The following is a 19,562-nucleotide window of genomic DNA, read 5'->3' as shown; positions in this document are numbered from 1 at the left end:
CACATCACATTACGCACGCACTCCGTCACCGTTCGTCGCTAATTGACGGGAACGGAAGGGGAGCTTCCGGATCGCGGTGCGAAGCGGGCGTGACGGCGGGGTCAGACGAGGCGGACCGGTTTCTCCTGACGGACACCGAGACGCGCGAGCCACTCCCGCAGGGGGAACGGGTCTCCGTGCTCGACGAGGCGCAGGACGCGGGGCGCGAGGTCCGCCGCGCGCTCCCCGTCGACCAGCAGGGCGGGGCCGTCGAGCCAGTCGAGGCCGGGAGCGGCGCCCGCCGTGTCCACGGCGGCGCAGCAGACCATCGCCGTGACGTGGTCGGCCAGCAGCTCGCGGCCCGTGCGGGGCGGCTGGAGCGGGAACAGTGGCAGCGCGCCGTCGTCCCAGAGCGCCTCGTCCGGGCCCTGCCCGGCGGGTGCGGGGTGCGGCGGGGCCGCGGCCTCCTCACGGGCCAGCTCGGCGCTGAGGCCGGCGGCGAGGATGCCGGTGGGGGTTTCGTCGCGGGGGCTGGGGGTGTCGGGGTCGTTGGGGGCGTAGGGATCGTTGGGGGTGTCGGGGTTGTCGGGGGTGGGGTCGGGGTCGGGGTCGGGGGTGAGCGTGGGATGCGTGGTGGGGGCGGGGGCGGTTATGGGGGTGGGAGCACCGCCGGGGCCGTCGAGGCTGTCAGCGCGGTGGTGGCCGTCGTGGCCGTCGTGGCTGCCATGGGGGGCGGCATCGAGGTCGGCGTCGGAAGCGGGGCCTGGCCGGGTGGTGGGGGCGTTCGGGTCGGCATCGCGGGCGCCGCCGGTGTCGCGGGCGGCGCCCGGCTCGCGGGCGGCGTCGGTGCCGGAAGCGGAGCCTGATCGGGTGATAGGAGCGTGGGGGTCGGCACTGCGGGCGCCGCCGGTCTCATCGGCGCCGGAAGCGGAGCCTGACCGGGTGGTGGGGGCGTTCGGGTCGGCATCGCGGGCGTCGGCGGCACCACGGTTGTCGTCGGCGTCATCGGCGCCGGAAGCAGGGCCTGACCGAGTGGTGGGCGTGTTCACGTCGGCATCGCGGGCGGCGCCGGTGCCGGACTCGCGGCCGGTGCCCGCCTCGCGGGTCTCGTCGGCCTCGCCGCCGGCCCGGAGGTCGAAGCCGTCAGCCTCCGGTGCCGCAGAGGTGCCGTTCTTCGCCGCCGCGGAGGTCAGGTGGTCCAGGATGCGGGCGAGCGTCGGGCCCTCGGGACCCTGGGCCGCGGGGTCCGCGCGGTGGTCCACGTCCAGGGAGTCCAGGACGCGGTGCAGGCGGGCGGCGTCCATGCGCCATTTGCGGTCCACGACCTCCTCCGGATACTCCTGCCACGCCACCGGCGCCCAGCCGGGCCCCGTCTCCGCGGGGCCACCGTGGAAGAGGCGGGCGGCGAGCAGCGATGCCGCCTCGTCCACCGAACCCGGCTCTTCCAGCAGGTCACAGGCGGGTCGCTCGCCCAAGCGGGAGGCGAAACCCTCCGCCAGGCGGTCCCTGCGGGACAGCTCGGTGAGCGCGGAGACCACTCCCGCGTCCAGCCGGGAGGGCCAGCGGCCCATCCGCCAGGCAGGCAGCGCGACCCGGGTGAGCAGCCGGTCCCAGCCCGCGTACGCGAGGCCGACCTGCTCCTGGGCGACGATCCGCACGCCGTAGTCCACGGTCTGGGCGCGCTCGGCGGCGGCCGCGGCGACCCCGCGCTCCATCTCGGCGGCATGCACCCGGCAGTTGCGCAGAAGCAGCCGGGCGACCCAGCCGACACCGGCGAGCACCGTACGGACCAGAGGGCCGCGGCCCGGGGCCGAGGCGACCGCCACCGCCGCGTCGAGCCCGCGCACGAAACGCCGGGCGGCAGCTATGTCGGGATGCGCGGAGGGCCCCGTGCCCGCCACGACGGGGGCGAGCACCGCGCGCAGCTCGCCGACCCGCATCCACCACAGGAAGGGGGAGCCGATCACGAGCACGGGGGCGGCGGAGGGCCGGCGCTCAGGAGCGACACGGACATCGGGCGCACCGCCGGAGACCTCGCCGCGCGCGGCGGAGGCGTCGCGGTCCCGCGCGGGTGGGCCGTGCGCCGGATGGGTGCGGTCCTCCAGCCAGCTGTCGCAGTCGGGGGTGAGCGCTATCGCCGAGGGCGCGGGCACGTCCAGGCGGTCGGCGAGGTCTCGGACCAGGCGGTACAGGTCGGGCGCGGACTCCTCGGCGATCGGGACCGTGGGGCTCAGCGCGGGCCTAGCCCGGGCGACGACCAGCGCGACGCCCGCCGCGGCGAGCAGCACGAGCAGGGCGAGCGCCGTCACCACCCAGCGCACGACATCCCAACTCCCGCCGCTGATATGGCCCGTGGCCCCGCCCGCGAGCAGCACGACGGCGGCGGCCGCGGGCAACAGGGCCACGGCCAGCGCCCGGCTGCGCAGACGCAGCACGGCGAGGGCCCGGGAGCGCGCGGCCTGCGCGCCGACCTCCACACCCGTACCTGTCACGACCGATGGCACCCCCTGGTTGCCCTACCGCTCGGCCGCCGGCCGGGGCCGACGGCACACATCAATGGCGTTGGTCTTGCTCACTCCCCCACTGTGGCACCCGCCACTGACATCGCAATGCCGGTGGTCTGTTTGGCTCTGGGCACCTTGAACGCTTGCGCCGCACCCTAGTTGGGGTACCGGTTGCCGTCAGCCGGATGGGTCAGCGGTCACTCGATGGAATGGCTTTGGCTAAAGGTGGAGACCGCAAAAGGCCCCGGATCCAGTGTCGGATCCGGGGCCTTTGGCCGGCTGAAGGTCACGCGGCAGCGAGGTGGCTCACGCTTCCGCGGCCGCCTTCGCCGCGATGTCCGTACGGTGCTGCGAGCCGTCGAGGCGGATGCGGGACAGCGCGGTGTACGCGCGTTCACGCGCCTCCGTGAGGCCGTCGCCGGTCGCCGTCACGGACAGCACGCGGCCGCCCGCGCTGACGACGGCGTCGCCGTCACGCCGGGTCCCGGCGTGCAGGACGTACGCATGGGGCGCATCCTGTGCCGCTACCTCGTCGAGCCCCTCGATGGGGTCACCCGTGCGAGGCGTGCCGGGGTAGTTGTGCGAGGCGACGACCACGGTCACCGCGGAGTCGTCGCTCCAGCGCAGCGGGGGCAGGTCGGCGAGGTTGCCGGTCGCCGCGGCCATCAGGAGCCCGGCGAGCGGGGTCTTCAGACGGGCCAGGACCACCTGGGTCTCGGGGTCGCCGAAGCGGGCGTTGAACTCGATCACGCGTACGCCCCGGCTGGTGATCGCGAGACCCGCGTAGAGCAGTCCGGCGAACGGGGTGCCGCGGCGGCGCAGCTCGTCGACGGTCGGCTGGAGCACGCTCTGCATGACGTCGTCGACCAGCTCGGGGTCGGCCCACGGGAGGGGCGAGTACGCGCCCATGCCCCCGGTGTTCGGCCCCTGGTCCCCGTCCAGCGCCCGCTTGAAGTCCTGGGCGGGCTGCAGCGGCACGACGGTCTCGCCGTCGGTGACCGCGAAGAGCGAGACCTCCGGTCCGTCGAGGAACTCCTCGATGACCACGCGTTCGCAGGCGAGGGCGTGTGCGCGGGCCGCCTCGATGTCGTCGGTGACGACGACGCCCTTGCCGGCGGCGAGCCCGTCGTCCTTGACGACGTACGGCGCTCCGAAGGCGTCGAGGGCCTCGTCGACCTCCTCGGCGGTGGTGCAGACGTAGGACCGGGCGGTCGGCACGCTCGCGCCCGCCATCACATCCTTGGCGAACGCCTTGGAGCCTTCGAGCCGGGCGGCTTCCTTGGACGGGCCGAAGCAGGGGATACCGGCGGCGCGCACGGCGTCGGCGACGCCGGCGACGAGCGGGGCCTCCGGGCCCACGACGACCAGCCCGGCGCCGAGCTCGGTCGCCAGGGCGGCCACGGCGGCGCCGTCGAGGGCGTCGACCTGGTGGGTCTCGGCCACTTCCGCGGTACCGGCGTTGCCGGGGGCGCAGTGCAGCTCGGAGACGTCGGGGTCGAGGGACAGAGAGCGGCACAGGGCGTGTTCGCGGGCACCACTGCCGATGACGAGGACCTTCACGGTGGTCAGCCTAGCCCGCGGGGTGGCAGGGCTTTGTACGGGCTGCCGAGTACGGGTCCTGCGGCTCTTGTATGTTCGTCCAGTTTCTGGGGGGGGCGGCCAGCGCCTGGGGGCTCCGCCGAGTTCGCCGGGGCCCGACCAGATCGCGGGACCCGACCCAGATCGCGGGGCCCGACCAGATCCCTGGCGTCCGGCCCGTTCCCGGGCGCCGACCCGTTCCCCGGGGCTCGGCCCGTTCCCGAGGGCCCGGCCCGTTCCCGAGGGCCCGACCAGGGGCTGGAGGTTCGGCCAGATCCCGGGGGGCTACCTACTTCCCGGGTCCCGGCCCGCTCCCGGCCCGCTCCCGGGGCCCGACCACGTCCCGGCGGTCCGGCCAGTGCCCGGCGGTCCGGCCAGTGCCCGGAAGTCCGGCCAGGTCCCGGGGTCCGACAGGTCCCCGGGTCCGGTCAAATCCCGGAGTCCGGCCAGTTACCGGGGCCCCTGCTGAAGACGGCCGAGGGGCCTGCGGGAGACGGCCCGGGCAGGCATGCGGGGCAAGGCCCGGTGGAAGACGGCCGAGGGGCCGGTGGGAGACAGCCCACGAGGCCTGTGGGAGACGGCCCGTGGGCCCGGCGGGGCGGCGGAAGACGGCCGGGTTATTCGTTCGGGTATTCGTCGACCACCGTCGCGCCCAGCTCCCGGACGATCAGGTCGTGGCCGGAGAGGGCGGATTCGACCAGGTCCGGGTCGTCGTCCTCGGGGATGTCGTCCTCGGGGGAGACGTGTTCCGGGGCGGGGGCGGAGCGGGGCGGTGGTGTCGGCTCCGGGGCCGGGGCGGGCGGGGCCTGCCGGGCCGGGGTCGCCGCCGGGGGCGGGGCGGGCTGGTGCTGCGGGGCCGCCGGGCGGGGCGCCGCGGGGACACTGCCGCCGAAGTTGCCCGCGGCCGGTGGAGGCGCGGAGCCGCCCGAGGGGTCGACGATCGCCTCGACCTTCCACTGCACGCCGAACTGCTCGGACAGGGCCTGCCGCAGCACGTCCTCGCTGCCGCTGCTGGCGAAGTTGTCCCGCGCCCCGGCGTTGACGAAGCCGATCTGGAGCGTCGTGCCGTCGAAGCCCGCCACCTGGGCGTTCTGGCTGAGCAGGATCCAGGTGAAGCGGCGGCGGTTCTTCACCGCCTCCAGGATGTTCGGCCACAGGCTGCGCGGGTCCGGGCCGCCCGCGGGGGCCGCCTGGGGGGCCATGGGGGCGGGGGCCTGGGGCTGAGCGTGGGCCTGGGGAGCCGCCGGGGCAGGGGCCTGCGGGGCGGCAGCCGGGGCTCCGCTGCCCGTGGCCGCCGCGGTGGGCCAGCCGCCCGGCCGGGGCGCGGATTCCGGAGCGGGCGCGGCAGCGGCGGGCGGGGACGCGGGACCGCTGCCCGGAGCCGAGGCCGTCGGCCAGCCGCCGGGCCGCCGCTCACCCGCAGGAGCGGCGGGAGGCGCAGGCGGGGCGGCGGGAGGCGCGGCCGGAGCCGCCGGGGCGGGCGGTGGAGGCGGTGCGGCCGCTTCCGGGGCCTGGGCGCCCTGCGGAGCCCCCTGCCCTCGTACGGCCGCGCGCGCGGCGGCGGGACCGCCTCCCGGAGGAACCGGAGGTCCTTGCGGCGCCACCGCGGGCGGCTGCTGCATGCCCGCGTGCGCCTCGGGCCCGGGGACGTACGCCATCGCCGGGCCGGGCCCCTGACCGCCCGCCACGAAGTTCCCGCCGCGCTCCAGGCGGTCGAGGCGGGCCATGACGGAGCGCTCGTCGTCGTACGCCGCGGGGAGCAGCACGCGGGCGCAGATCAGCTCCAGCTGGAGGCGGGGCGAGGTGGCGCCGCGCATCTCGGTGAGGCCTTCGTTGACGATGTCGGCGGCGCGGCTCAGCTCAGCGCCTCCGAAGACGCCGGCCTGCGCCTGCATCCGCTCCACGACGTCGGCGGGAGCGTCGATGAGCCCCTTCTCGGCGGCGTCCGGCACGGCGGCGAGGATCACCAGGTCCCGCAGCCGCTCCAGGAGGTCGGCGACGAAGCGTCGCGGGTCGTTCCCGCCCTCGATGACGCGGTCCACGATCTCGAAGGCCGCGGCGCCGTCCCCGGAGGCGAAGGCCTCGACCACGGAGTCGAGCAGCGATCCGTCCGTGTACCCGAGCAGGGACGTCGCCATGGCATACGTCACACCCGCCTCGCCCGCGCTCGCCAGGAGCTGGTCCATGACGGACATCGAGTCACGCACGGAACCGGCACCGGCCCGCACGACCAGCGGAAGGACGCCGTCCTCGACGGCCATGCCCTCGCGCGCGCAGACCTCGGCGAGATAGCTCCGCAGCGTGCCGGGTGGCACCAGGCGGAACGGATAGTGGTGCGTACGCGAGCGGATCGTGCCGATGACCTTCTCGGGCTCGGTCGTCGCGAAGATGAACTTGAGGTGCTCCGGGGGCTCCTCGACCACCTTCAGCAGGGCGTTGAAGCCCGCCGGGGTGACCATGTGGGCCTCGTCGATGATGTAGATCTTGTACCGGCTGCTCGCGGGGCCGAAGAAGGCCTTCTCGCGCAGGTCACGGGCGTCGTCCACACCACCGTGCGACGCGGCGTCGATCTCGATGACGTCGATCGATCCCGGGCCGTTCCGCGCCAGGTCGCGGCAGGACTGGCACTCGCCGCAGGGCGTGGGGGTGGGACCTTGCTCACAGTTGAGGCAGCGGGCCAGGATGCGCGCGCTCGTCGTCTTGCCGCAGCCGCGCGGGCCACTGAACAGGTACGCGTGATTGACCCGGTTGTTCCGCAGCGCCTGCTGCAGCGGGTCGGTCACATGCTCCTGCCCGATGACCTCGGCGAACGACTCCGGGCGATAACGGCGGTACAACGCGAGAGACGACACGCATACGAGGTTATAGGCGACCACTGACAACCCGGACCGCCCCAACGCAAAGCGCCCCCCACGCACCCGCCAGAGCTGACCTACCCTTGCTGCCTTCCGGCCCTGGGGGAGTTCAGTCAGATAGCGCCACGTGAGGGGCTGAGCCCCACCCTAGCGGATCCGGGGGGCCGGAAGCGACGCCGGGAGGCCTCCTCCCGAGCCCGGGAAGCCGGCGACGGGATCGTGTTCGCGAGCACTGCCCAACGTCTTGTATTGTTTGCGGCGGAGGATTCGCCTAGTGGCCTAGGGCGCACGCTTGGAAAGCGTGTTGGGGGCAACCCCTCACGAGTTCGAATCTCGTATCCTCCGCACTCGCCCGTCAGGGCAGACGAAGGCCCCGACCGCTCAGCGGTCGGGGCCTTCGTCGTCGCTGGGGGCTCTGCGGACGTGGACGCCGCTCCGGTCGGCCCGTCGTGCGGCGCGAGCCTCATCGGGTACGAGCCGGCCGCAAGCCGGACGCCTCGGTGGGCGGTTACACCATCCGGCGGGACAAATCCCCCCCTGCTGCGACCAAATAGCGCAATGACGCTTTCCGAAGGAGTGGCCCCGGCGTATCCGGCCCCGCACAACCGGGAAGCGCGGGAAAGAATCGCCACAAATGCTTCCCCATATGGGGCGGCACGGAAATTCGACCCGAAGGCAGAAATGATCAAGAAGGTTATTACCTGCGCGGCCATTGTTGCCGCCGCCATGGCAGTCGGTACGAGCTCGGCCGCTGCTCACGACCGCGACGGTGACGACCGTAAGCACCGCTTCAGTGCCGAGTGGGGTGGCGGGAACTTCGACGTCCTCAAGTCCTCGTCCGGCACCGGAATCTTCAGCGGCTCGGGCCACCACGGCGAAGTCCACGGCCACCGCTGAGTAGAGTCGCCGCCACACTGATCGGCTCTCCACGAGATGCATCCATCGACCGTGGAGAGCCGGCAGCAAAATTAAATAGCACAAAAACAAACGCCGGGGCCGCTGTTGAAGAACAGCGGCCCCGGGGTCCGTAGTAGGGCCTCGCCTACCGCCGGACTGCGTCGGCGTCAGTCGATGACGGCGCCAAGGATGGGCAGCGCGGGAGCCGAGGAGTCGTCGTAGACCTTCGACTTCTGACGGATCTCGTTGCACTGGAAGGCACGGGCCTCGTCCAGCACCTCGATGGTCAGGACGTCGATGTCCTGGATCGTCGGGCAGACGTCGCGGATGATCTCGATGTTCTGCGAGTAGTGCCCGTGAACCTCCTCGTCGGCCATGGCCGGGGTGACGGCCATGCCGGTGGCCGTCAGCGTCAGCATCGAGCCGGCGAGAATCTTCTTGGCGTTCATTGTTATGTGCCTTCCTTGCGTCCGGGTAGCTGTGGCGCTTTCAGTGGGCGCCGACAGATTCACTAACTGTCCCGCGGCAGCCGGGGTTCCGTCCCTCTAAACTTGTTCACCCTTTTGCAGTAGCAGGCACCGGACACTCGATATGCCCGTCCAACCGGCCCGCATACCCAATGGGCCCCGGGTTCGCGGTCGTCCGCGAACCCGGGGCCCATTTCCCTCGGTAAAGGGGAATTACAAGAGCGCCGCGTCGGAGCCCAAGCTGTTTAGTTGAGCACCTGGCCGAGGAGCGGCAGCGCGGGAGCGGACGAGCTGTCGTGGACCTTGGAGCCCTGACGGATCTCGTTGCACTGGAACGCGCGGGCCTCGTCCAGCACCTCGATGGTGAGGACGTCGATGTCCTGGATGGTCGGGCAGATGTCGCGGATGATCTCGATGTTCTGCGAGTAGTGACCGTGGACTTCCTCGTCGGCCATGGCCGGGGTAACAGCCATACCGGTGGCGGTCAGGGTCAGCATGGAACCGGCGACAATCTTCTTCACACTCATGGTGTGTACCTTCCTAGCATTAGTGGGCGTCTCCCAGTGAGTGCGCCAGCACCACTCATAACCGCGAGCACCGCCATCACGTTTCTGCGGGAAGGCCATAATCACCCGGTTACCGCATCCATACTTCTATTGAACATAGCGTCATCACACTTTTGGACAGTGTGAGCGTGCAATTGGGTGAAAGGGCCTCGGGGCGCGCAACCTCTGACACCGCCCCGTGGTTGGGTCCCGCGTCGGCACCCGGACCGGGTGCTATGTATCCGGGAAGGAGTGCTCAGAAATATGAACTCGAAGAACAAGAAGGTGCTGGCGGGGACGATGCTGACCCTGGCGGCCACCGGCATGGCGGTCACGCCGGCCTCGGCCGACGAGGAAGTGCACGGCCACTACTCGCAGAGCATCCAGGTCATTCGGGACATCTGCCCGACCGTCCAGGACATCGACGTCCTCACCATTGAGGTGCTGGACCAGGCGCGTGCCTTCCAGTGCAACGAGATCCGCCAGAAGTCGCACTACTCGGACGAGTCGGCCGCCCCCGCGCTGCCGATCCTGGGCAAGGTCCAGAACTGACGCTCTTCTCGACGTCCCGGCTTCCGCCCCGCGAGGTGAAGCACCGGAATTCACCGGGTGGTACGCGTATGTCAGCGGCACTGTGAGGGTGACCACCGCCCGGTGAAACCGGTACGGATCCCTGTACGGCGGAGCAGCGATTGCCCCGGGAGGCGACGGATACCCGTCGCTTCCCGGGGCAAAGCTGTGCGGCCACATACCCGCGTACCCAAAGCAAGGACCGAAAGAACCAGAGACCTCAAAAGAACCGGAGACCTTAAGCGGCACGCCCCCGGAGAAACAACTCCGAGGGCGTGGTTTTTCGCGGGCGTGATTTTGGAGAGCGTGTTCTCGCTCTTCGGCGTCAGGTACGGACCCTGCGGACCGGCACCAGGCAGCGGGCGCTGGTCGGCACCATCTGCTCGTCCGAGACGAACGCCCGCAGCTGCTCCGCGCCGACCGGCTTTCCCTGTACGGCTTCGGGCCATGGGCGCAGCGCGCACATCATGTAGGCCGAGCCGCTCTCGTAGGCCGCCTTCTGCCACTGCGGGGAGACCGGGCACTGGACGTGCAGGAAGGGCAGGGTGAGCACCGCCTGTTCGGCCTCCACCAGCAGCGAGACCGAGCTGCGGGTCTCGCGCGTCAGGTCCGTCATGTTCTCGCCGACCGGGAGGCCGGCCTTCTCCAGCTCGGCCCGCAGTGCCTTCGTGCCCGCCTCGGGGCCCTCACGGCCGTCCCCGCGCGAACAGACCAGCAGGAACGGCGTCACGGGGCCCTCGGAGCCGGGTGCGGGTTCGTTGGCCCACGGGACGATGATGAGGGTGCCCAGGAGGGAGCCCTGCTTTTCCGGCGTTACGGCGGTGGAAGAGGTCATGCCCGCGGATGCTAGTGGCGCCTTCCTGGTCCTTCGGGTGCGTTTACACCCGTTCGGCCCACACCTGGCGGGCTGATTCCCCCGGCCGGGTAACGGGCCCGGTAACCGGCCCCGCGATCCGTCCCCCGGCCGCAGGCGTGCGCCTCGGGCGCGAGGGGTACTCAGGAACGGCCCTTTCGTAAAGATGAGCGCCGGTGGGCGCGGGAGCTGAACCGCTATGACACATGGATGCACGGTGGTGGATCTGGTGCTGTCCGCCACCCGGGAAGAGCCCGAGCAGCTGCCCCTGCGACTGTGCCGGGCGCTCTGCGAGGGGCTGCCCGCCGACGGTGCCAGCCTGGCCTTTCTGACCGAGACCCCTTACCGCCAGCTGCTCCACGCCACGGATCCGCTGTCGCTCCGCCTGGAGGAACTCCAGTTCCTGGCGGACGAGGGGCCCTGCGTGACCGCCGCGATCAGCGGCAAGCCGCTCCTGGTCGAGGATTTCCGGCGGCCGCTGACGCGCTGGCCGTTGTTCGAAACAGTCATGACGGACGAGCTGGAGCAGGTCGGAGCCGTCCACGTCCTTCCCCTGGCCTTCGACGACAAGGTCTTCGGGACGGTGGAACTCATACGCCACGAGCCGGTCTCCCTGGAGGACGACGCGTCGGACAGAGAGATGGTCCGGCAGGCGGAAGCAGCCGCGCGGGCCGTCTCCCGGGTCATGCTGCCCTCCTTCTGGCGGCTGCTGGCGCACGGCGAACTGCCGCTGTGGAAGCCCTCCGACCAGATCGACACCCACTGGGGCACCACCCACCAGGCCAGCGACAAGCTCGCCGCCCACCTGGACATCTCCCCCGAGGAAGCCCTCGCGCGCCTGCGGGCTTCCGCCTTCGTCACCGGGCGGCCCCTTCCGGAGATCGCCCGGGAGATCAACGACTCGCCCTCCGGTGGTCCCTCCTGGCCCTCGCCGTGAGCGGGCGCCGCCCACCAGTCCCGTACAACCCTCGCGCCGCATCGAAGGTCTCCTGTGCGCCGATGCGCCATGCGCTCGGCAGCCCCATCGCCATGGGATGCCCGAATCGCGGGTGTTCCGCATGCCGCCGCAGGAGAAACGCATGCCCAAGAAGTTCCGTATGGCCTTGGCCGGAGCCGCCACGGCCGCTCTGACCGGATCGCTGCTGGCCGCGGGGTCGGCTCCGGCCGGTGCGGCGCCCGCCCCGGGGGCGGACCGGATACGCGCCGACTTCAACGGGGACGGCTACGGCGATCTCGCGATCTCCGCTCCTTTGGCCAAGGTCGCGGGCAAGTCCGGCGCGGGCCAGGTCTCCGTGGTCTACGGCACCGCCGCCGGCCTCGACACCACCAGGCGGACCCTGATCGACCAGGCCACCGCCGGCATCCCCGGCACCCCGGAGACCGGCGACTACTTCGGCGACCGGATCACCACCGGCGACCTCGACGACGACGGCTACACCGACCTGATCGTCGGCGTGCACGCCGAGCGCATCGGCAGCACCGACGACTTCGGCGCGCTCACCGTGGTCTGGGGTGGCGCGAGCGGGCTCGGCACGGGCACCGACATCTCCTCGCCCCTGCCCGAGTACCGCAGCGAGCTGGGCTGGGCGGTGGCCACCGGTGACTTCGACGGCGACGGCACGACCGACCTGGCGGCCGCCAACAACGCCTCGCCGGGGCTGAACATCTTCAGGGGCCCGATCTCCCGGACCGGCAAGGCCGCGGCGCTCACCGGCATCGACACCTCCGACGCGACCGGCATCAACACCGACAGGATCGTCACCGGCGACGTCGACGGCGACGCGGCCACCGACCTGCTGGTCATGGGTCAGGAGCAGACCAGCGCCGGCGGCTACCGCACGCGCAGCGTCCTCTACCGGGGCGGTACGACGCCCAAGCCGGCCGGCAAGGTGGCGGGCGGTTACGCCGCGACGATCGCCGACGTCGACAAGGACGGCTTCGGCGACATCGTCACCGGCAACTTCATGGAGAAGTCGGCGGACGAGCCGAACGGCGGTCCCGGCGGCGCGGTCACCGTCACCTACGGCAGCGCGACCGGCCTGAGCACCCGCACCCCAATGCGCATCACCCAGGACACGGCGGGCGTGCCCGGCGCCGCGGAGAAGGGTGACTCCTTCGGCTGGAGCCTGGCGGCGGGGGACACCAACGGTGACGGTTACGCCGACATCGCGGTCGGCGCGGCCACCGAGACGCTGGGCTCCGCGAAGAAGGCCGGCTCGGTCGTCGTCCTGCGCGGCTCGGCGGGCGGCCTGACCGGCACGGGCTCGAAGGCGTTCTCGCAGAACACCTCGGGTGTCCCCGGCACGGCGGAGACCTCGGACCACTTCGGCGCCTCGGTCGAGCTCACGGACGCCGACGGCAACGGCCGGGCCGAGCTCGTGGCGGGGGCCTACGGGGAGAACGACGGCGCCGGTGCCGTCTGGCTCTTCAAGAGCACCTCTGCCGGGGTCTCGGCGACCGGCTCGAAGTCGGTCAGCGGCCCGGGGCTCGGCGGGCCTGCGGGCACGTCGTACTTCGGTGACGTGCTCCAGGGCTGACACCGGGCGGCGGGCGTGGTCCGGGCGCGAGCCATCCGCCGGAGGACGCCCGCCGTTGTCAGTGGCCGCTGGCAGAATCGCGGCAGTCGATCAGGAGGCCCGGCATGGCAGTTCTCGACGCGGATGATCCGCGGGCCGTCGCGGTGACCGCGGCGATCCGCTCCGGTGACGTACCCGCGCTCCAGGAGCTCCTCGGGGCGCACCCGGGCCTCGCCGCCTCGTGGATCAGACAGGAGGGCGAGGCCGCAGGGACGCGCTCCCTGCTGCACATCGCCACGGACTGGCCGGGGCACTTCCCCGCGGGGCCCGAGGTCATCGGCGTCCTCGTCGCGGCAGGCGCCGACCCCGACGCCCGCTTCGTCGGCGCCCACCGCGAGACGCCGCTGCACTGGGCGGCCTCCAGCGACGACGTCGCGGCGATCGACGCCCTTCTCGCGGCGGGTGCGGACATCGAGGCGGACGGCGGGGTCATCGGGGGCGGCACACCGCTGGCCGACGCGCGCGGGTTCGGCCAGTGGCGGGCGGCGCGGCGGCTGGTGGAGCACGGCGCGCGGACGACGCTGCGGGACGAGGCGACGCTCGGGCTGCTCGACCGCATACGGGCCCGCCTGACGGGAGCCGCGGCGGACACACCGGACATGTCACGTACCCCTGGCGCCGACGACCTCGACGGGGCTTTCTGGGGTGCCTGCCACGGTGGGCACCTGGCCACCGCCCGGCTGCTCCTGGAGTGGGGCGCCGCGCTCGACCGGGTCGGGCACGACGGCATGACGCCCCTGGACATCGCCGTCGCGACGGATGCCGAGGACGCTGACGACGTCGCCGCGTGGCTGCGGGAACAGGGCGCGAGGACGGGAGCGGAGCTGTGACCCCGGCCGTCCTGCGCGGCCCCGCCACGGAGGCCGTGCCCGCCCTGCCGCCGCGGCCGTGGCGCGAGGAGGCCGGTCGCCGGCCGGCGACCCAGCGGCAGGGCCGGGCGGACGGCACCTACCTCGGGTTCACGGTGGCCGAGGACGAGGGAGACGGCGGCGGCGAGAAGCGACTCCTGGCCGACGTCGCGCTCAAGAGGACGGTCCCCACGCCCGGGACCGCCGAGACCGGATACCGGACGGCTCCGCACGCGCGGGGCCGCGGGGTGGCCTCGCGGGCGCCGGGGATCCGCACGGACTGGGCCTTCGCCTCGAAGGGGCATCCGCACGCCCGCCGGGCCTGAGGCGCCGCCGCTCGGTTCACCGCCACCGCACTGGAGCCAGTCACCGTTACCGCCCCGAAGCCGGTAGGCCGGGCTCCGCCGACGGCTCCGTGCCAGACGCCACCGGCACACCATGACCGGGCAGTTCACGGCGCGTACGTACCGGTGAGAAGAAGACCGGCAGGAACGCCATCGCCATGATCACGCCCCCCGTCCACAGCGCGCCCCGCACCGACGCGACCTCACCGACCAGTCCGGACACCCCGGCGCCGACAGCGAGGGCACCACTGAGCAGAAAGCGGAACGTGGCGTTCATGCGGCCGAGAAGGGCGTCGGAGGTCATCCGCTGCCGCAAGCTCACCCCGAGGACGTTGTCCATCCCCGTCTTGAACAGGGCCAGCAGCCATCCGGCACCCGCCACGTACAGCCAGGGCCCGCGGTCGACGAGCGGTACGAGCAGCCCTGCGGGGGCCAGGCACAGCCCTGCGAGGCCGAGCGTGCGGCCGTAGCCGACGCGGGCAGCCACGGTCCGGGCGCACCGCGCGCCGAGCAGCAGTCCGACACCGCCCGCGGCCCAGAACAGCCCCAACACCACCGGCGAGAAGCCGAGCTCGCCGACGAAGAGCACCGGCAGCATGGTGTTGACGATCTGCGAACCGAGGTTTCCGAGAGAGGCGGTGAGGGCCAGGGCCCGCAGCTCCTTGTTGCCGAGGACGTGCCGCAGCCCTTCGGCGATCTGCGCCCCGAGGTGGGGGCGCGCACCGCGCGGGACGGGCTTCGGAGAGGCGTCGCCGCCCCGTACGGCGGTCAGCCGTGCCGCCGAGGCCAGATAGCTGACGGCGGTGCACACCAGGGCGACCGGCGCGGTGAGCAGCGCCATGAGCCCGCCGCCCGCGCCCCGCCCGGCGACATTGCCCGCCGCCATCAGGGTCACCATGGCCGCGTTGGCTCGCACCAGGCCCTCACGTCCCACCAGTTGGGGCAGGACGCTCTGCGAACCGACGTCGAAGAAGACGGTGGCACAGCCGTTCAGGAGCACGACCGCGTAGAGCTGGCCGAGCGTGAGGCGGTCCAGCCACCAGGCGAGTGGCACGGTGGCGTACAGCGACCCTCGTACGAGGTCCGCCGTGATCAGTACGCGGCGGTGGCGCATCCGATCGACCCACGCACCCGCGGGCAACCCGATGAGCAGGAACGCGGCCATGCTCAGGGTCGCCAGGGCGCCGACTTGGCCGGGGCGCGCGTCCAGGGCGGTGACGGCGACGATCGGGACGGCCACGTATCCGATGTTGGTGCCGAGCTGGCTGAGCGCGGTGGCGCTGAACAGGACCCGGAAGTCGGCTGTCCGCCAAGGGGATGCGGAGGGGTTACGCACGCCAGGCTCCATTCGTCCTTCTCGTCTCGTTTTTCGTCTCGCTTTTCATCTCGTTTCTCGTCCTGGGCGGCGGACAGCCCCCAGACTCGGCGCCCGCGTGGCATGCGCTGGGTCCGCTGAGCATGGCTCGCCTCCAGCGTTCTTCTTCTGGCTTCGGTTCCGCTCCGTACGGTCCCGGCCCAACTGCCGTAAGGCAAGCGAAAAGATCTGGAGACAGAATTAAGGTCTGCTGCACACTTGGAGCATGCTCGACATGCGGCGGATGCAGATCCTGCGGGCGGTGGTAGCCAGTGGCTCGGTCACCGCGGCTGCCCGGAACCTCGGCTACACCCCTTCCGCCGTGAGCCAGCAGATGGCGGCCCTGGAGAAGGAAGCGGGCATCACACTCCTCGACCGGACCGGTCGCGGGGTGCTGCCCACGGACGCGGGCCGCCTGCTCACGGAATACGCGACGGTCATCGGCCGCCACGCCGCGGAGGCGGAGTCCGCGCTCGCCGAGCTGCGGGCCGGGCGGACGGGGCGTGTGTCCATGCGGTACTTCACCACGGCCGGGGCGCCCATCGTGGCACCGGCGATCGCCGCGCTGCGCCGCGAACAACCCGGCGTCCAGGTGGAGTTGCGGCTCTTCGAACCGGACGACCCGGTACTGGAGGTGAGGGCGCGGCGGGCCGACCTGGCGCTGGTGGTCAGGGAGCGGGCCAGGGCGGCGGTGGACGGCATCCGGTTCGTGCACCTGTTGGACGACCACTACCGCGCCGTGCTCCCGCGTGGCCACCGGCTCGCCGCGCGGCCGGTGCTCGACCTGAGCGACCTCGCCGAGGAGCCCTGGGTCGCGGGCGAGACGCCGGGCCCGTGCCTGGACCCGGTGCTCGACGCCTGCGCGGCCGCGGGTTTCACCCCCGACTTCGTGGTGGAGAGCGGCGACTACGCCACGGCCCAGGGCTTCGTCGCCGCCGGTCTCGGCGTCAGCCTGGTGCCCGGGGTCGGCCTGGCCGCCGGGCACCGTCCCGACGTGGTCGTACGCGCGGTCAGGAACCCCGAGCCGGTCAGGGCGATCCAGGCGGCGGTACGGGCCGGGTCACCGGTTCAGCCCGCGCTGCGCGGGCTCCTGGAGGCGCTGCGGGCGGCGGCTTCCGCGACGGAGGCCGCCGCCGGGCCGGTGGCGGACGCCGCGCCGCCGGAAGGCGCCGCGTAGCAGCGCAGGGCCACGCGCTGCCCCGGATCCCACTCCCGCTCGACGACGGCCAGCAGCTCCCAGCCCATGCGTTCGTACAGCGTGATGGCCGCGGTGTCGGAGGACACCACGTCCAGGACCGGATGCAGGGCGCGCGTCCGCGCCTCCCGCACGGCGCGCCGCGCCAGCAGCGCGCCGATGCCGTGGCCGCGCGCGGTCGGCGCCACGTAGAGGCGGCTGAGCACGGCCGCCGCCTCGACGCCCACGCCCGTCCGCTCGCTCCACAGCCCGGGGGCCGCGTCGTCAGGCGCGCTCCTTGACAGGCTCACGTGCCCGACGACGCGCCCGTCGAGCTCGGCCACCCAGGCACCGAGCGTGGCGGCTCCGAGCAGCCACTCGCCGGGCCGCGAGGGCCAGTTGACGGGGTAGCCGTCGGACTCGTGGACCTGGGCCAGCACGCCGACGCACGCCTCCAGGTCACGCTCACCGGCACGTTCCCGCACTCGGAGGCCGGGGGCGACATGGTCTCGTCTCATCGGAGCATGGAAGCACGGCGGGACGCACGAGGTCCCGCCGTGCCCGCCACTCGGCACGTGCCTGCCCGCACACCACTCGCGCCGCGCGCCCTCAGGCCAGGCCGACCAGCTCCCGGTAGTCGGGGCTCCACAGGTCCTCGGAGCCGTCGGGGAGCAGCAGCACGCGGTCCGGGCGCAGCGCGTCGATGGCGCCCTCGTCGTGCGTGACCATCACGATCGCACCCGGATACGTGCCCACGGCGGCGAGGACCTCGTCCCTGGACGCCGGGTCGAGGTTGTTGGTGGGCTCGTCGAGGAGCAGGACGTTCGCGCCCGAGTGGACGAGCCCGGCCAGCGCGAGGCGCGTCTTCTCGCCGCCGGACAGGACGGCCGCCGGCTTGTCGGCGTCGTCGCCGCCGAAGAGGAACGACCCGAGGACGCGCCGCACCTCGCCGTCGGTCAGCTGCGGAGCCGCGCCCGCGAGGTTCTGCCGTACGGTCTTCGCGCCCTCCAGGGTGTCGTGCTCCTGGGCGAAGTAGCCGAGCCGCAGCCCGGGCCCCGCCACGACGCGCCCCGCGTCCGGACGTTCCCGCCCGGCGAGGAGCCGCAGCAGCGTGGTCTTCCCCGCGCCGTTGAGCCCGAGGACGACCAGGCGGCTGCCCCGGTCGACGGCCAGGTCGATGCCCGTGAGGACGCGCTGGGAGCCGTACGACTTGGTGAGGCTGATCGCGCCGAGCGGTATCCGGCCGCACGGCGCCGGCTCGGGCAGCCGGATGCGCGCGACCTTCTCGCCGCGCCGCACCGGCTCCGTGCCGGCGAGCATGCGTTCGGCTCGCCGGTCCATGTTCTTCGCGGCGGTGGCGGTGGCGACGTGGGAGCGCATCTTGTCGGCCTGGGCGCGCAGCGAGGCGGCCTTGCGCTCGGCGTTGGCGCGCTCACGGGTGCGCCGCCGCTCGTCGGCCGCGCGCTGCGCGAGGTAGGTGTGCCACCCGGTGTTGTGCACGTCGACGGCGGCCCGCCGCGGGTCGAGGTGGAAGACGCGGTTCACGGTGTCGGCGAGGAGGCCGGTGTCGTGGCTGATGAGCACGAGACCGCCGGGATACGAGGACAAGTACCCGCGCAGCCAGCCCACCGAGTCGGCGTCGAGATGGTTGGTCGGCTCGTCAAGGAGCAGCGTGTCGTGCCGCGAGAAGAGAATCCTGGCCAGCTCCACGCGACGCCGCTGACCGCCCGACAGCTCACCGACGGCCCGTTGCAGGGCCCGCTCGGGCAGCCCGAGCCCGGCGGCGACCCGGGCGGCCTCCGCCTCCGCGGCGTAACCGCCGCGCGCCTGGAAACGGTCGTCGGCGCGGGCGTAGGCGGTCATCGCCCGCTCCTGCGCGGCCGGGTCCGCGGCGTCCGCCATGGCGGCCTCGGCGGCACGCAGGGCCGCGACCGCCTCGTCGAGGCCGCGGGCGGCGAGGATGCGGTCGATGACGGTGACGGCGGGGTCGGCGGCGCCCGGGTCCTGGGCGAGGTGGCCGACGGAGCCGGTGCGGGTGACGGTGCCGCCGGCGGGGGCCGCCTGCCCCGCCAGGATCTTCATGAGGGTGGTCTTGCCGGCGCCGTTGCGGCCGACCAGGCCGACACGGTCGCCGGGGGCGATGTGGAAGGAGGCGCCGGACAGCAGGATCCGGGCGCCGACGCGTACGTCGATGCCTCGTACGGTGATCATGGGGTAACGCTCCGCAATAGCGAATGGACACACGGGTGGCGCGAGAGCGGGTGTCCTGGCTAGGAGATGCGGGGCGTAGACATGCCTTCGAGGCTAGCGGCGGCCGTACCGCCGCCGCACGGCGTTTTTTCGGCAGGCTCTGGTGGGGAGGCGACGCGGCCGTCGGCGAGAGATCATCGACCCATGGACGTCACCCTTCACATCGCCCAGCAGCCGGAGGCCGACGAACTCCTCGGCCGCAGTCCGCTGGCCGCGCTGGTCGGGATGCTGCTGGACCAGCAGGTGCCGATGGAGTGGGCGTTCGCGGGCCCGTACACGATCGCCACGCGCATGAACGCCGATGACCTCGACGCCCACGAGATCGCCGATTACGACCCCGATGACTTCGCCGCGCTGCTCTCCACGAAGCCGGCGGTCCATCGCTACCCCGGCTCCATGGCCAAGCGGATCCAGCAGCTGTGCCGGTACCTGGTGGACCACTACGACGGTGACCCCACCGCCCTGTGGCAGGACGCCGCCACCGGGGAGGAACTCCTCGGGCGCCTCAACGAACTGCCCGGCTTCGGCAAGCAGAAGGCGCAGATCTTCCTGGCCCTGCTCGGCAAGCAGCTGGGCGTACGGCCCAAGGGGTGGCGGGAGGCGGCGGGCGACTACGGTCCGGCGGAGGCGTACCGCTCGGTCGCGGACATCACGGGCCCGGAATCCCTGCACCGGGTCCGCGCCCACAAACAACAGCTCAAGGCCGCCGCCAAATCCCGCACCTGACCGCCGTCACCCCCGCCACCCGCACTGACTCGTTCGGGCGGT

17 protein-coding genes, 1 tRNA gene and 1 other RNA gene are annotated in these 19,562 nt (G+C 72.6%); 9 read left to right on the top strand and 10 right to left on the bottom strand.

Annotated elements, in window-relative coordinates; all coding sequences use genetic code 11:
• Positions 1-101 precede the first annotated feature (101 nt).
• The 4 genes from ACF062_RS24205 to ffs all read right to left on the bottom strand — a co-directional run bounded on the left by ACF062_RS24205 (position 102) and on the right by ffs (position 7,056).
• Positions 102-2,471 carry a hypothetical protein gene (locus tag ACF062_RS24205; protein ID WP_392141093.1) on the bottom strand — a complete coding sequence of 790 codons (2,370 nt, stop codon included), beginning with the start codon at positions 2,469-2,471 and terminating at the stop codon, positions 102-104.
• Between the two features lie 318 nt (positions 2,472-2,789).
• Positions 2,790-4,043: a phosphoribosylamine--glycine ligase gene (purD, locus tag ACF062_RS24200; RefSeq protein WP_392141092.1), complete on the bottom strand. Its 1,254-nt coding sequence runs from the start codon at positions 4,041-4,043 to the stop codon at positions 2,790-2,792.
• Between the two features lie 635 nt (positions 4,044-4,678).
• On the bottom strand, positions 4,679-6,913 hold the full coding sequence (locus ACF062_RS24195) for a DNA polymerase III subunit gamma and tau (protein WP_392141090.1): 2,235 nt from the start codon (positions 6,911-6,913) through the stop codon (positions 4,679-4,681).
• Positions 6,914-6,957: 44 nt separating this feature from the next.
• An RNA gene (gene ffs, locus ACF062_RS24190) (signal recognition particle sRNA small type) lies at positions 6,958-7,056 on the bottom strand.
• Between the two features lie 120 nt (positions 7,057-7,176).
• On the opposite strand from ffs, the gene ACF062_RS24185 reads away from it, so the two are divergent.
• Both ACF062_RS24185 and ACF062_RS24180 read left to right on the top strand, forming a co-directional pair.
• Positions 7,177-7,261: transfer RNA gene (locus ACF062_RS24185), tRNA-Ser, on the top strand.
• 336 nt (positions 7,262-7,597) lie between these two features.
• Positions 7,598-7,813 carry a hypothetical protein gene (locus tag ACF062_RS24180; RefSeq protein ID WP_223775546.1) on the top strand — a complete coding sequence of 72 codons (216 nt, stop codon included), beginning with the start codon at positions 7,598-7,600 and terminating at the stop codon, positions 7,811-7,813.
• Between the two features lie 167 nt (positions 7,814-7,980).
• On the opposite strand, the gene ACF062_RS24175 is transcribed toward ACF062_RS24180, so the two are convergent.
• Positions 7,981-8,262 (bottom strand): hypothetical protein, encoded by a 282-nt coding sequence (locus tag ACF062_RS24175; protein WP_356576868.1) that lies wholly within the window; start codon positions 8,260-8,262, stop codon positions 7,981-7,983.
• 263 nt (positions 8,263-8,525) lie between these two features.
• Positions 8,526-8,807: a hypothetical protein gene (locus ACF062_RS24170; RefSeq protein ID WP_356576866.1), complete on the bottom strand. Its 282-nt coding sequence runs from the start codon at positions 8,805-8,807 to the stop codon at positions 8,526-8,528.
• 282 nt (positions 8,808-9,089) lie between these two features.
• Between ACF062_RS24170 and ACF062_RS24165 the strand changes: the two genes are divergently transcribed.
• A complete protein-coding gene (locus ACF062_RS24165) occupies positions 9,090-9,377 on the top strand; it encodes a hypothetical protein (RefSeq protein ID WP_392141088.1) in 288 nt (95 codons plus the stop codon).
• Between the two features lie 343 nt (positions 9,378-9,720).
• Here the strand turns inward: ACF062_RS24165 and ACF062_RS24160 are convergent, their stop codons facing one another.
• Positions 9,721-10,230, bottom strand: a complete 510-nt coding sequence (locus ACF062_RS24160) for a DUF5949 family protein (protein WP_392141086.1) — start codon at positions 10,228-10,230, stop codon at positions 9,721-9,723.
• Positions 10,231-10,447: 217 nt separating this feature from the next.
• Between ACF062_RS24160 and ACF062_RS24155 the strand changes: the two genes are divergently transcribed.
• The 4 genes from ACF062_RS24155 to ACF062_RS24140 all read left to right on the top strand — a co-directional run bounded on the left by ACF062_RS24155 (position 10,448) and on the right by ACF062_RS24140 (position 13,998).
• Positions 10,448-11,185: a GAF and ANTAR domain-containing protein gene (locus ACF062_RS24155; RefSeq protein ID WP_392141084.1), complete on the top strand. Its 738-nt coding sequence runs from the start codon at positions 10,448-10,450 to the stop codon at positions 11,183-11,185.
• Positions 11,186-11,327: 142 nt separating this feature from the next.
• Entirely contained in the window at positions 11,328-12,785 is a 1,458-nt protein-coding gene (locus tag ACF062_RS24150; protein ID WP_392141082.1) for an FG-GAP-like repeat-containing protein, read from the top strand.
• Positions 12,786-12,889: 104 nt separating this feature from the next.
• Positions 12,890-13,654: an ankyrin repeat domain-containing protein gene (locus ACF062_RS24145; protein WP_392141080.1), complete on the top strand. Its 765-nt coding sequence runs from the start codon at positions 12,890-12,892 to the stop codon at positions 13,652-13,654.
• Positions 13,651-13,998: a GNAT family N-acetyltransferase gene (locus tag ACF062_RS24140; RefSeq protein ID WP_392141078.1), complete on the top strand. Its 348-nt coding sequence runs from the start codon at positions 13,651-13,653 to the stop codon at positions 13,996-13,998. Before ACF062_RS24145 ends, ACF062_RS24140 begins: the two co-directional genes overlap by 4 nt.
• A gap of 46 nt (positions 13,999-14,044) precedes the next feature.
• Here ACF062_RS24140 and ACF062_RS24135 read toward each other — a convergent pair whose 3' ends face one another.
• Positions 14,045-15,352 carry an MFS transporter gene (locus ACF062_RS24135; protein WP_392141076.1) on the bottom strand — a complete coding sequence of 436 codons (1,308 nt, stop codon included), beginning with the start codon at positions 15,350-15,352 and terminating at the stop codon, positions 14,045-14,047.
• 244 nt (positions 15,353-15,596) lie between these two features.
• Between ACF062_RS24135 and ACF062_RS24130 the strand changes: the two genes are divergently transcribed.
• Positions 15,597-16,547 (top strand): LysR family transcriptional regulator, encoded by a 951-nt coding sequence (locus tag ACF062_RS24130; RefSeq protein ID WP_392141074.1) that lies wholly within the window; start codon positions 15,597-15,599, stop codon positions 16,545-16,547.
• On the opposite strand, the gene ACF062_RS24125 is transcribed toward ACF062_RS24130, so the two are convergent.
• Positions 16,439-17,062, bottom strand: a complete 624-nt coding sequence (locus ACF062_RS24125; RefSeq protein WP_392141073.1) for a GNAT family N-acetyltransferase — start codon at positions 17,060-17,062, stop codon at positions 16,439-16,441. The two genes, ACF062_RS24130 and ACF062_RS24125, sit on opposite strands and share 109 nt — an antisense overlap.
• A 91-nt stretch (positions 17,063-17,153) precedes the next feature.
• Positions 17,154-18,755, bottom strand: coding sequence for an ABC-F family ATP-binding cassette domain-containing protein (locus ACF062_RS24120; RefSeq protein ID WP_392141072.1), 1,602 nt, complete (start codon positions 18,753-18,755; stop codon positions 17,154-17,156).
• A 183-nt stretch (positions 18,756-18,938) separates the two neighbouring features.
• Between ACF062_RS24120 and ACF062_RS24115 the strand changes: the two genes are divergently transcribed.
• On the top strand, positions 18,939-19,520 hold the full coding sequence (locus ACF062_RS24115; protein ID WP_392141070.1) for an HhH-GPD-type base excision DNA repair protein: 582 nt from the start codon (positions 18,939-18,941) through the stop codon (positions 19,518-19,520).
• Positions 19,521-19,562: the final 42 nt, after the last annotated feature.

Source organism: Streptomyces sp. NPDC015345, from assembly GCF_043078805.1.
Classification (GTDB): domain Bacteria; phylum Actinomycetota; class Actinomycetes; order Streptomycetales; family Streptomycetaceae; genus Streptomyces.
This window is presented reverse-complemented; position numbering and strand designations above follow the sequence as displayed.